General features: G+C 41.5%; 11 protein-coding genes. All 11 read left to right on the top strand.

All coding sequences use genetic code 11. The features are described 5' to 3' along the window. Positions 1-274 precede the first annotated feature (274 nt). The 11 genes from CFPU101_RS04205 to CFPU101_RS04155 all read left to right on the top strand — a co-directional run bounded on the left by CFPU101_RS04205 (position 275) and on the right by CFPU101_RS04155 (position 12,392). On the top strand, positions 275-1,372 hold the full coding sequence (locus CFPU101_RS04205) for a glycosyltransferase (RefSeq protein ID WP_206814067.1): 1,098 nt from the start codon (positions 275-277) through the stop codon (positions 1,370-1,372). A 116-nt stretch (positions 1,373-1,488) separates the two neighbouring features. Further along, positions 1,489-3,690 (top strand): tyrosine-protein kinase domain-containing protein, encoded by a 2,202-nt coding sequence (locus CFPU101_RS04200; RefSeq protein ID WP_206814066.1) that lies wholly within the window; start codon positions 1,489-1,491, stop codon positions 3,688-3,690. A 70-nt stretch (positions 3,691-3,760) separates the two neighbouring features. Next, positions 3,761-4,702, top strand: coding sequence for a heterocyst development glycosyltransferase HepC (hepC, locus tag CFPU101_RS04195; protein ID WP_206814065.1), 942 nt, complete (start codon positions 3,761-3,763; stop codon positions 4,700-4,702). A 32-nt stretch (positions 4,703-4,734) separates the two neighbouring features. Beyond that, positions 4,735-5,565 carry an ABC transporter permease gene (locus tag CFPU101_RS04190; protein WP_206814064.1) on the top strand — a complete coding sequence of 277 codons (831 nt, stop codon included), beginning with the start codon at positions 4,735-4,737 and terminating at the stop codon, positions 5,563-5,565. 12 nt (positions 5,566-5,577) lie between these two features. Continuing rightward, a complete protein-coding gene (locus CFPU101_RS04185; RefSeq protein WP_242577755.1) occupies positions 5,578-6,861 on the top strand; it encodes an ABC transporter ATP-binding protein in 1,284 nt (427 codons plus the stop codon). Positions 6,862-6,879: 18 nt separating this feature from the next. Next, entirely contained in the window at positions 6,880-7,395 is a 516-nt protein-coding gene (locus CFPU101_RS04180) for an acyltransferase (RefSeq protein WP_206814063.1), read from the top strand. A 17-nt stretch (positions 7,396-7,412) separates the two neighbouring features. Then, positions 7,413-8,441, top strand: coding sequence for a Gfo/Idh/MocA family protein (locus CFPU101_RS04175; protein ID WP_206814062.1), 1,029 nt, complete (start codon positions 7,413-7,415; stop codon positions 8,439-8,441). After that, positions 8,438-9,559: a DegT/DnrJ/EryC1/StrS aminotransferase family protein gene (locus tag CFPU101_RS04170; RefSeq protein WP_206814061.1), complete on the top strand. Its 1,122-nt coding sequence runs from the start codon at positions 8,438-8,440 to the stop codon at positions 9,557-9,559. The genes CFPU101_RS04175 and CFPU101_RS04170 overlap by 4 nt, the downstream gene beginning before the upstream one ends. Continuing rightward, positions 9,556-10,278: a DapH/DapD/GlmU-related protein gene (locus CFPU101_RS04165; protein WP_242577754.1), complete on the top strand. Its 723-nt coding sequence runs from the start codon at positions 9,556-9,558 to the stop codon at positions 10,276-10,278. The genes CFPU101_RS04170 and CFPU101_RS04165 overlap by 4 nt, the downstream gene beginning before the upstream one ends. After that, positions 10,268-11,242, top strand: a complete 975-nt coding sequence (locus CFPU101_RS04160) for an NAD-dependent epimerase/dehydratase family protein (RefSeq protein WP_206814060.1) — start codon at positions 10,268-10,270, stop codon at positions 11,240-11,242. The genes CFPU101_RS04165 and CFPU101_RS04160 overlap by 11 nt, the downstream gene beginning before the upstream one ends. Then, positions 11,235-12,392 carry a DegT/DnrJ/EryC1/StrS aminotransferase family protein gene (locus CFPU101_RS04155; RefSeq protein ID WP_206814059.1) on the top strand — a complete coding sequence of 386 codons (1,158 nt, stop codon included), beginning with the start codon at positions 11,235-11,237 and terminating at the stop codon, positions 12,390-12,392. The genes CFPU101_RS04160 and CFPU101_RS04155 overlap by 8 nt, the downstream gene beginning before the upstream one ends. Positions 12,393-12,432: the final 40 nt, after the last annotated feature.

The following is a 12,432-nucleotide window of genomic DNA, read 5'->3' as shown; positions in this document are numbered from 1 at the left end:
CAGGATAAGTGTGACAATTTTCATAAACTTCATAAATTTTATTTCGTTTTTAGATCAAAGAGATCTAGCTTAGGGATGAATAGATAGAAAAAATTTGGACTCTAAACGACTAAAAATCTTTAGAACTTGCTTGCATCGAATTTGTCCATAGAGTAAAACTGACAATCCTAAATCAACCAAAATTGCTGAAATAGCACCCAGATAAAGTCTGAATCATTTTAGGTAGAGAGCTTTCAGACTAGATACGCTTTTACATTCATTTTTGGCAAAAAACATGAAAATTGCTTTAGTTCATGATTATCTAACTCAGCAAGGTGGTGCAGAGCGAGTATTTGAACTACTCTGCCAATACTTTCCCACTGCTGATATATTTACTGCTTTGTATGAGCCAACAAAAACAATTGTACTAGATGAACGTTCAGTTCATACAACATTTCTGCAAAAATTGCCCAAGGCAAGTCATTATTTTCGTTTATTAGCTCCTTTGTACTTTCCCGCTTTTAGAAGTCTTAACTTACAGAGTTATGATTTAATTATCAGCAGTACTTCTAGTTTTGCCAAAGCCGTTAAAAAGAATCCGAATGCTAAACACATTTGTTTTTGTCATAATGTAACGCGATTTCTTTGGGATACTTCTACTTATTTGAACGAATATAAAGATTATCAGACTTGGACACCTGTGATTCGCAAAATCTTTGAAGTCATGAGAAAAGATGATTTGAGATATGCCAAAGAGCCTGATATTTATATTGCCAATTCTAGTGTCGTTGCTCAACGGATTCAAAACATATATGGACAAGACTCAATTGTAATTAATTATCCAATTGACAGTAGTAAATTTCAATTTTCAGAACGTAAAAATGATTTTTTCTTAGTTTCATCCCGAATGTTGAGTTATAAAAGAATTGACTTAATTGTCGAAGCTTTTAATTGGCTAGGTTGGCCTTTATTAGTGATTGGTGATGGGCCTGAACGGCAATATTTAGAATCAAAAGCCTTAGATAATATCAAATTTTTAGGCTATGTCAGTGATGAAATGCGAGCCTATTTAATGTCACAAGCGTTATCGGTGATTGTTGCAGCTTTTGAAGATTATGGTCTAGTTCCAATTGAAGCAAATATTAGTGGTACGCCAGTCGTAGCCTATGGAGCAGGAGGAGTTTTAGATACACAGATATCAGGAAAAACAGGCATTTTATTTCAACGACAGACACCTGAATCACTCCAATCTGCTCTTGTTGAAGTAAAAGAAAAACAGTGGAATTACGCCAAGATTAGGGATCATGCGATGAGCAATTTCTCTCAAGAAGCTTTTTTCAAAAAAATTAAAGCAGTAATGCAGATTGTTTTAGAAGAACAAGTCATTTTGTAGCTAAGAAAGGAATGCTATGTTAAGACGTTTTGGGCTTTTTTTCTGATAAAGCAACTGAGAAAGCTAGTTATTAAGCCTCACTTGAGTTTATTTTTAATGAATAGTGATATAAACCGATGGCAACACAAAATAATTATGATGTCTCTCCTGAAACGAGCGGGGGATACGGTCAGTTATTAGGGATTTTATGGTATCGGCGTTTTTGGTTTCTCTTAACATTTATTAGTACTTTTATTGCCTTAATTCCATTTGCTTTTAGAGAAAAACCGACTTATCAAAGCTCAATGCAGTTATTAGTAGAACCGAATTATCAAGATAATAGCTCGCAGAATTCCATCAAAAACTTTACAGATACAACGATTCAAGTAGACTATGCAACACAGCTTAGTTTAATGCGAAGTTCTGAACTGATCCAAAAAGCGGTAGAAATTCTAAAGCCTGAATATCCAACGATTAATATTGATGAAATCAAAAACTCTTTAGTCTTAACTCAAGTAATCGAAAACGAAAAACCTACCAAAATTTTCAGAGCCGATTATATTAGTGACGATCCCCAAAAAGCGCAAAAAATCTTAAGCACCATTCAAAAAGTGTATCGAGACTATAACTTAAATCAGCAAAAGCAACGTTTGGTTAATGGATTAAGTTTTGTTGAAGAACAATTACAAACTGCTCGAAAAGATTTGTCTGAATCAGAAACAAGACTCAAAAAATTTCGCAGTCAGAATAATTTGATTGAGCCAGAAACTGAAGCGAATTTAGTCACACAAAATCTGGTGGCGATCGAGCAGTCATTAAGAGCTACCAACTCTGAAAAGCGAGAAGCAGAAGTAGCCTACAACCAATTAAAGTCAAACTTTAAAAGCTCATCAATGACAAATTTACTGAACTTTGCTCGCTTGAGTCAATCTTCTAAGTACCAAAATCTCTTAAATCAAATGTTTCAAATTGAAGTTAGCATTGCCGAACAAAGTGCCAAGCTGACTAATGCAAACCCAATTATGGAGGAATTATTAGAAAAACGACAAAAATTAGACCAATTACTGGTTCAAGAAAAAAACAATTTAATCGGTACCACTTTAAATCAATCAACCAAAAATGCTCAAGTTCAACAATTGAGTCCACAGGATTTAGCATTAGTAAATCAACTCATGGCACTGCAAACTCAGTTATCCGTTTTGGCAGTACGAAGTCAAAATCTAGAAAAGAGAAAACAGGAATTGAAAGCCGAAATCAACGATTTTCCAGGCTTAATTACTGAGTATAAAAGTATTGTTCAGCAAGCCGAATTTCGGAGATCGGTTGTTCAGCAACTGCTTCAAGTGCAACAACAGTTAGGAGTAGAACTCAATCGAGGTGGATTTAACTGGCAGGTTGTCGAGTCTCCCCAACTGGGATACAAACTCGGCCCCAATATTAAGAAAAAATTGTTATTTAACGGAATTGTTGCCTTATTTCTTGGAGGAATGGCGGCTTTTTTACGCGAGAGTATGGATGATGCCGTCCATTCTGCTGATCAGTTGAAGCAACAAGAAGTTTTACCCTTACTTGGAGTGACCCCAAAATGGCAGACTTTAACAAGTCGATTTAACGTTAGTTTACCGAGGGGAGTGCCTTCAGAGAGTCCCTTACCAACTCTTGACATTTTCTTATGGCAACCGTTTCGAGAGTCTCTTGACTATATTTATCAAAATATCCAACTATTGAACGCGGGTGCGTCTCAAACCTCTTTAGTTATTACCTCATCCGTCGCAGGTGAAGGAAAATCGACTTTAACTTTGGGATTAGCGTTTAGTGCGTCGCGTTTACATCAACGAGTTTTGGTCATTGATGCCAACTTACGATCGCCGACTTTGCATCAATACTTTGAACTACCGAATGACAAAGGTCTTTCGACCCTTTTAGTGAGTCGAATTGAGCCAGTCGTTCCCCATACCGTTCACTTAGTCGATATCGAAATCGACTTGTTAACCGCAGGCCCCAGCCCCCAAGATCCTGTCAGATTACTAGCTTCGCGTTCACTAAAAGAATTAGTGCAATCTTTCGAGCAGAACTATGACCTGATTCTACTGGACACACCTGCTATTTTAGGGGGGGTAGATGCGATTCAAATCGCCTCTTGTGCCAAAGGGGTGATCATGGTAGGACGGCTCGATCAGGTGACGCAAGCTGAATTAGCTGAGTCGATTACCTTGCTGAGTAAGCTGACCCCTGTTGGAATTGTTGCCAACGGAGCGAGATCTCTAATTAACAACAATCTCCCTGCCTCAGAAAGAGAATCGCTTTCTCTTTTGCGAGCTTTTAACAACAATAATTAAAACTTTTTTAAATGGAGGTGTGGCTTGCTTGCCCTTGCTGTAGAGCAAAGTATGAAGCCACAATATTTTGATGAACACCAGTATCTTACTAAAAAACCCTCAACTGATTACGCTTCCTCACATCTTAGGAAAACGAGCAGAACGCTTAAATCCGAACTTAACTTCCTGCACCCTCAAATGGCGACATCATATTTTGTGGATCAAACAAGCTCAGAACTTAACTTTGACCATGCCTTCACTGAGTAATCGAGAGTGGTTGATTAGCTGTTTACAGCACTCTTCAGCCAAATTAGTTTGTCTAGATCCTCAGTTAGGAGAAGCTAGGATTCAGTTTTGGGCTGATGCTTGTAAAAAAGCAAACAAAAGAGTCATTCTAAAAGTTCCCAATCGAGACAAATTTTTTCAAAAACAGTGTTCTCCCAGTTGGTGGCTCAAGCGCACACTTGACTGGATAGCTGCTTTTGTCCTGTTGCTCCTCCTAAGTCCTCTACTCATCATTCTGGCAGGACTCCTCAAAATCACCTCCCCAGGTTCGATTTTCTTTCGGCAATGGCGAGTTGGTAAAGGTGGTCAACTCTTTGAAATCATTAAGTTTCGTACCATGATTGCAGGAGCCGAAAATCTACACCATGAAGTGATGAAAGATCAACAAGGACTTCATAAATGCGAAAACGATCCCCGTGTTACACCTCTAGGTGCTTGGATGCGTAAATTTAGTTTCGATGAACTGCCCCAACTACTCAACGTGCTACGCGGTGAGATGAGCTTAGTCGGCCCGCGTCCCTGGGCTTTATATGATGCACTACGCTTCAAATCACCAGGAAAAAAACGACTCAAAGCATTACCAGGAATTACTGGCCCTTGGCAGGTCGCCACGAGATCTAGCCTCCGTGACTTAGATGCCGTGAGTCAATGTGAACTGGAATATCTGAGAAACTGGTCTTTGTGGAAAGACGCTAAACTGCTGATCATGACCATTCCTCGCGTGGTTATGGGTTCGGATGCCTACTAAAAAATTATTTTAATTGAACCCATTGAGAGCTTATGTCAACCCATCAAACTGAACTCATCATTAAAGCAGGTCAAACTGAACAGCAATACTGGCGAGACTTATGGAATTATCGAGAACTGTTTTACTTCCTTGCTTGGCGGGACATCCTCGTTCGCTATAAACAAACTGTGATTGGGATGGCTTGGGCTTTGCTGCGACCCTTTTTAACGATGGTCGTCTTTACCATTGTTTTCGGCAAAATAGCCAATTTACCCTCACAGGGCGTTCCCTATCCCATTTTAGTCTTTGCGGGATTGTTGCCCTGGCAGTTTTTTGCGAATTCTTTAGCAGAAGGGAGTACTAGCTTATTGAACAATGCTAATTTGATCTCTAAAGTTTACTTTCCTCGGCTGATTGTTCCCACGAGCGCAGTCGTTGTCAGCTTTGTCGATTTTTTGGTTTCGGGCATAATTCTGCTCGGACTAATGGCTTGGTATAATTTTGTCCCAAGCTGGCGAATCCTCACCTTGCCGTTGTTTATTTTAATTGCATTTGCGGCGGCAATGGCGGCTGGTTTATGGTTAGCCTCATTAAGTGTTAAATATCGTGATTTTCGCTATATTGTGCCATTTCTAGTTCAATTCGGCTTGTATATTTCTCCAGTCGGCTTTAGTAGTCAGATTATTCCGCAAAATTGGCGGTTACTTTATTCTCTAAATCCAATGGTGGGGGTGATTGATGGCTTTCGTTGGGCGATTTTAGGCGAGAAGTACAGCATTGATGGCACAGGGTTTGTGTTGTCTCTTGCTTTAGTCTTTTTATTGCTATCTAGCGGTATCTGGTACTTTCGCAAAACAGAACGTACCTTTGCGGATGTGATCTAGAGGAGTAAAAACGTGTCTAAAACGGTGATTCAGGTCAAAAATTTAGGGAAAAAATATGTAATTGATCATCTCTCAGGAGGAGTTTATAATTATCAATCGCTGCGAGAAACGATCGCCTCTCAAGCCAAATCATTAACCACAAGACTTTTCCAACCGAATCAGAAAAATCTAGTTTCACGAACTCACGAAGAGTTTTGGGCGATTAACAATGTTTCATTTGAGATTAATCAAGGTGAATGTATCGGGGTCATTGGACGCAACGGCGCGGGTAAATCGACTCTGCTTAAACTTCTCAGCCGAATTACAGAACCCACTAAAGGACAAATTGCCATCAAAGGTCGAGTTGCCAGTTTATTAGAAGTTGGAACGGGGTTTCATCCTGAATTATCGGGTCGAGAAAACATTTATCTCAATGGTGCCATTTTGGGCATGACCAAACAGGAAATTAAAAAGAAATTTGATGAAATCGTCGCTTTTGCTGAGATCGAGAAATTTCTGGATACTCCTGTTAAACGTTACTCTTCTGGAATGTATGTTCGCCTAGCCTTTGCGGTAGCCGCCCATTTAGAACCCGAAATTTTAATTGTTGATGAAGTACTAGCGGTGGGGGACTCATCTTTTCAAAAGAAATGCTTAGGCAAGATGGGGGATGTTGCCAATAAAGAAGGACGAACCGTGTTGTTTGTCAGTCATAGTATGCAAGCAATTGCTCAACTGACCCAACGTTGCTTACTGCTTTCTCGGGGCAATATCCAGTTTGATGGCCAGACAAATAAAGCCATTCATCTATATATTGCAGGACAAGCCGTTGAGGGTGAACAGCCTGCTTATTATCAAGCACCGTTGGACAAAACAGGGAATTACATCGCCTGGGCCAAAGTCCTAACTTCTGATCCCCAGGGAACTCATTGTTGGGGACAACCGATTACCTTTGAATTTGCTTTACAGGTGAGTGACCCCCAAGACTGTTTAAGCTTCTCATTTCAAATTCTCAATGAATTAGAATATCCAATTTGTATTTTTTGGTTATTTGATTCTCAACTCCCCTATCACAGTGAATCAGGATTGTTTATCGTGCGCTGTCAAGTTCCTAAATTTCGGCTGTATATGGGTTCCTATTCCTTAAGAACCTGGTTTTCTGAGCGTCGCTCTCCAAATATTCTGTTGGAATCTTTAACCAATATTTGTCGATTTGAAGTCATTATGCACGGTACAGAACGTCCTAATTATGAATGGCAAGCTGATGAGTGTACTTATTTAGAAGAAGCGGTTTGGGAAACAAGCAAAAAATCTTGATTTAGAAAATGAGGAAACATGGCAGTCAGTAAAGACGTAAAGTTAGGCAAAAACGTAAAAATTTTTCAACCCGATTTGGTCAATCTCTACGGTTGTGAAATTGGCGATGATACCAAGATTGGTACCTTTGTCGAGATCCAAAAAACCGTATTGGTTGGCAGTCGATGTAAGATTTCATCCCACAGTTTTCTCTGTGAAGGAGTGATTCTAGAAGATGAGGTGTTTATCGGTCACGGCGTGATGTTTACCAATGATGTGTATCCCCGCGCCACGAATGAAGATGGAACTTTAAAAACTGATTCAGACTGGGATACGGTGGAAACACTTGTCAAATTCGGAGCGGCTATTGGGAGTAATGCCACGATTTTACCAGGTGTGACCATTGGTCAAAAAGCGATCATCGGGGCGGGTTCAGTCGTGACCCGTGATGTTCCAGACTATGCGATCGTCGTTGGTGTTCCGAGCCGCATTGTTGGCGATGTTCGAGAAAAACGCGATCAACTCGAAATGGTTCTAAACGGTCATCAATTTTAATAAAAATCAGGAAAAAAATGATTAATATCGGTGTTATTGGTTATGGCTATTGGGGGCCGAATCTCGTTCGCAATTTTATTGAAGTTCCAGGCGTTCAAGTCAGTATGGTCAGTGATTTTAGCTTAGAACGACTGAACAAGGTTCAAGAACGATATCCCAAAATAAGAGTTACGACGAATAGTCACGATCTCTTTGCTGATCCCCAAATCGATGCAATTGCGATCGCTACTCCTGTTTCATCGCACTTTGATCTTGCTTTAGCGGCTTTAAAAGCGGGTAAACACGTTTTGGTCGAAAAACCGATGACTCCCTCATCGGAACAAGCAATGCGGTTGATTGACGAAGCGAAACGGCGCAATCTAGTACTGATGGTGGATCATACTTTTGTTTATACAGGGGCCGTTCAAAAAATGCGAGAGTTAGTCGCAAATCAGGGATTAGGGGATATTTATTACTATGATTCGGTACGAGTCAATCTGGGGCTATTTCAGCATGATGTTAATGTCATTTGGGATCTCGCGGTTCACGATCTCTCGATGATGGATTATGTCTTACAAGCCCATCCCTATGCAGTTTCAGCAACAGGAATGAGTCATATTGCAGGAGAACCCGAAAATATTGCTTATCTAACGTTATTCTTTGCAGGTAACTTAATGGCGCACATTCATGTCAACTGGTTAGCCCCCGTTAAAGTGCGTCGTACCTTGATTGGTGGCAACCAAAAGATGATTGTTTTTGACGACTTAGAACCAAGTGAAAAACTCAAAGTTTATGATAAAGGCATTACCCTCAATGGCAGTTCAGAAAATCTTTATAAAATGTTGATTGGTTATCGCACTGGGGATATGTGGGCCCCCAAGTTAGAAATGACCGAAGCACTACGGGTAGAGGCTCAACATTTTATCAGTTGTATTGAACACGGAAAACAGCCGATTACCGATGGGGAAGCAGGACTGCGAGTCGTCAGAATTCTTGAAGCTGCGACAGAGTCTTTAAAGAAACAAGGTCGCTTGATTGAATTAGATTTAGCTGAGGTGGCTGCATGATTCCCTTTGTCGATCTAAAAGAACAGTACATAAGTATTAAAGATGAAATCGATACCGCCGTCTTAAAAGTTTTAGAAAGTACACAATATGTTCTCGGCGAAGATGTAACCAATTTAGAGGTAGAATTTGCCGAATATTGCGATGCCGAATATGGGATTGCAGTTAATACGGGAACCAGTGCTTTACACCTAGCCCTACTCGCGGCTGGCATTGGTGTAGGGGATGAGGTGATTACAGTGCCATTCACATTTATTGCGACCGTAGCGGCCATTAGCTATACGGGTGCTAGTCCTGTCTTTGTGGATATTGATCCCGTTTCCTACACTATTGATGTCACACAAATTGAAAAAGCTATCACAGAGCGAACCAAAGCTATTATCCCCGTACATTTGTATGGTCAGCCCGCCGATATGGAGCCGATTTTAGAAATCGCGCGGCGGTATGGTTTAGTCGTGATCGAAGATGCTGCCCAAGCTCATCGCGCCGAGTATCAAGGGCAACGTGTCGGAAGTATCGGCGACTTAGGTTGTTTTAGTTTTTATCCTGGCAAAAACTTAGGAGCTTATGGAGAGGGTGGAATCGTCGTCACGAATAATCCTGAGTATGCAAGTACCATTCAGATGTTACGTGATTGGGGACAAGCCAGCCGCTATCACCATATTCTCAGAGGCTACAACTATCGGATGGATAGTATACAGGGGGCTATTTTGCGCGTTAAGTTACGTTATTTAGATGCTTGGACAGAAGCACGGCGTAGCCATGCTGCACGGTATGACCAATTACTGGCAGACTCCAAAGTCCTTACACCGACTGTCATGCCTTATAGCCATCATGTCTATCATATTTATGCAATCCGCACCTCTAAACGGGAGCGACTTCAACAAATCCTCAGTCAACAGAGAATTCAAACAGGAATACATTATCCTGTTCCCGTCCATCTCCAACCCGCTTATGCCGATCTCGGTTATCAGAGAGGGGATTTTCCCCAAGCAGAAGCCGCCGCCCAAGAAGTCCTCTCCCTACCGATGTTTGCTGAACTCACTCAAAGTTACAAATGCAGATTGCAATGGTTATCGTTACAGCAGAGTGCTATTAAAAGGAGAAAAAAACTGACGTGAATGAAATCGCTAAAATGAGTTTAAAATCAAGACTGGTCAAGCCTGTGCATGGCTTACAAGACACCAAACTCGATCCTAACTTTGAAATTGAACTCGCAGAATATTTAAAGCATCAGTATACTCCTGAATCATTAATTGATCTATACGCCCGCTTTGTTGCCAGTGATGGTGATTTTGAGCGATTAATGCGGCGGGCAATTTGGCGTGCTGTAGCCCGTCAATTCGGTCATCAGGTTCAGATTAATAGTCAGGTCGGCTTTAAGCATTTAGAAACCTTTGAAATTGGTGATCATGTCTTTATCGGTTCACAAAGCTACATCCAAGGTAGATTTGATGGGACTTGTAGGATTGGTAATCACGTTTGGATCGGCCCACAAAGTTATTTTGATGCTCGTGATTTAATCATCGAAGATTATGTGGGTTGGGGCCCAGGTGCAAAAGTACTGGGTTCAACTCATACGGGTATTCCCCTAGATGCTCCCATTATTCAAACAACTCTGGAAATCAAATCCGTCAAAGTTGAAACAGGAGCCGATATTGGTATGAATGCCACAATTCTCCCTGGTGTGACCATTGGTAAACACAGTATCGTCGGTGCTGGAGCCGTTGTTACTCAGGATGTACCCCCCTATGCGATCGTCGTTGGGGTTCCTGCCCGTTTTCTCCGATGGCGAGAAGGATCTGAAACTTTAGAAAGTAGGACACAAGATGCACAATAGCAGAATTTTAATTACTGGTGGCGCGGGTTTAGTTGGTTCTCACATCGCTGACTTATTAGTTCAAGAACAAGCTGCCGAAATTATCATCCTCGATAACTTTAGCCGTGGATGCCTACAAAATCTATCCTGGTCACTGGAGCAAGGATCTGTAAAAGTGGTCGAAGGTGATATTCGAGATCGTACCCTTTTAGCGGATTTGATGCAGGATGTTGATCTGGTCTTTCACCAAGCCGCAATTCGGATCACCCAATGCGCCGAAGATCCTCGTCTTGCCTTGGAAGTTATGGCAGACGGTACTTTCAACGTTTTAGAAGCAGCCGTCAAAGCGGGTGTGAAAAAAGTCGTTGCTGCGTCATCCGCTTCAGTATACGGAATGGCAGAAGAATTTCCCACCACCGAGGCTCATCATCCCTACAACAACTTAACGATTTATGGGGCAACCAAAACGTTTAATGAAGGGTTGTTACGCAGCTTCTATCAAATGTATGGCTTAGACTATGTTGTACTTCGCTACTTTAATATCTATGGGCCGCGCATGGATATTTATGGTGTTTACACAGAAGTTCTGATTCGCTGGATGGAACGTATCGCCGCAGGACAACCACCTCTGATTTTCGGTGATGGTCAGCAGACGATGGATTTTATTTATATTGAAGATATTGCCAGAGCGAATATCCTTGCTGCTCAAGCCAATGTCACGGATCAAGCTTTTAATATTGCCAGTGGCATTGAAACGAGTCTTAATGAACTTGCTTATGATTTAGCTAAAGTAATGGGTTCAGATTTGGCACCAGAATATCGGCCAGAACGTAAAGTGAATCCTGTGCAACGGCGGTTAGCTGATCTTAGTAAAACAGAAAAACTTCTGGGTTTTAAAGCACAAGTCTCTCTAGAAGAAGGATTACGACGGTTAGTCAATTGGTGGTACCAACAAAAGCAGGTCAAGGAAATCAATCATGTTTGAAGTAAAACAAAGCATTGCCATCGCTAAACCCTGGCTAGGAGACGCAGAAGCCGAGGCGGTCACTCGTGCAATTCGCTCAGGTTGGGTCACACAGGGGCCAGAAGTTGCGGCTTTTGAACAAGAGTTTGCGGCAACCGTCGGGGCTAAATATGCCTGTGCAGTTTCTAATTGTACAACGGCTCTACACTTAGCCCTCTTAGCCGTTGGGGTACAACCCAATGATGAAGTAATTACCGTCAGCCACTCCTATATAGCCACAGCAAATAGTATTCGCTACTGTGGGGCAATTCCTGTATTTGTCGATATTGAACCCCAAACCTATAATATCAACCCGATGTTAATTGAAAATGCTATCAGCGATCGCACTCGTGCTATTTTGGTGGTTCATCAAATGGGAATGCCTTGTGATCTCAAAGCGATTTTGGCGATCGCTAATCACTATCATTTACCTGTAATTGAAGATGCCGCGTGTGCCATTGGTAGTGAAATTCTCTGGGACGAGCAGTGGGAAAAAATCGGTAAACCTCATGGAGATATTGCCTGCTTTTCCTTTCACCCGCGCAAAGTGATTACGACAGGTGATGGGGGAATGATTACCACAGCTAATCCTGAATGGAATCGACTCTTTCACCTCTGGCGACAACACAGCATGGATGTTTCCGATACTGTACGTCATGGAGCCAAACAGGTAATTTTTGAATCCTATCCCATGTTGGGGTATAACTATCGCATGACGGATCTTCAAGCTGCTGTCGGACGCGAACAACTCAAACGCCTACCAGAGATTGTCAGCCGTCGCCGTTTCCTCGCCCAACAGTATTCTAAAAAGTTAAGCGATTTAGAATTAAAATTACCCACAGAACCCAGATGGGCAAAAAGTAATTGGCAGAGCTATTGTGTTCGTCTACCAAATCAATTAGACCAACGACAGTTAATGCAAGCAATGCTCGATATGGGAGTGGCGACGCGACGGGGGATTATGTGCGCTCACCGAGAACCCGCCTATCTAAAACACTTTAAAGCAGAACAATCATTAATTGAAAGCGAACAGGCTCAAGATTCCGCTATTTTAATACCACTTTATTATCAAATGACAGAAGCGGAGCAAGACTATATTGTTAATATCTTAAAAACTGCCTGTCAAGTCTAAAAAGTTTCAATTAAAACCAATGTCGTCGCCTTGAGCTTTT

This window comes from Chroococcus sp. FPU101 (genome assembly GCF_017312365.1).
Classification (GTDB): domain Bacteria; phylum Cyanobacteriota; class Cyanobacteriia; order Cyanobacteriales; family Microcystaceae; genus Chroococcus.
The sequence above is the reverse complement of the archived record's forward strand: the minus strand, read 5'-3'. Positions and strand labels throughout refer to the sequence as shown.

Bases quoted from the DNA above. Each gene is read 5' to 3' on its own strand.
- CFPU101_RS04160 (WP_206814060.1), top strand. From the start codon at position 10,268: ATGCACAATAGCAGAATTTTAATTACTGGTGGCGCGGGTTTAGTTGGT.
- CFPU101_RS04155 (WP_206814059.1), top strand. From the start codon at position 11,235: ATGTTTGAAGTAAAACAAAGCATTGCCATCGCTAAACCCTGGCTAGGA.
- CFPU101_RS04200 (WP_206814066.1), top strand. From the start codon at position 1,489: ATGGCAACACAAAATAATTATGATGTCTCTCCTGAAACGAGCGGGGGA.
- CFPU101_RS04170 (WP_206814061.1), top strand. From the start codon at position 8,438: ATGATTCCCTTTGTCGATCTAAAAGAACAGTACATAAGTATTAAAGAT.
- CFPU101_RS04205 (WP_206814067.1), top strand. From the start codon at position 275: ATGAAAATTGCTTTAGTTCATGATTATCTAACTCAGCAAGGTGGTGCA.
- hepC (WP_206814065.1), top strand. From the start codon at position 3,761: ATGAACACCAGTATCTTACTAAAAAACCCTCAACTGATTACGCTTCCT.
- CFPU101_RS04180 (WP_206814063.1), top strand. From the start codon at position 6,880: ATGGCAGTCAGTAAAGACGTAAAGTTAGGCAAAAACGTAAAAATTTTT.
- CFPU101_RS04190 (WP_206814064.1), top strand. From the start codon at position 4,735: ATGTCAACCCATCAAACTGAACTCATCATTAAAGCAGGTCAAACTGAA.
- CFPU101_RS04175 (WP_206814062.1), top strand. From the start codon at position 7,413: ATGATTAATATCGGTGTTATTGGTTATGGCTATTGGGGGCCGAATCTC.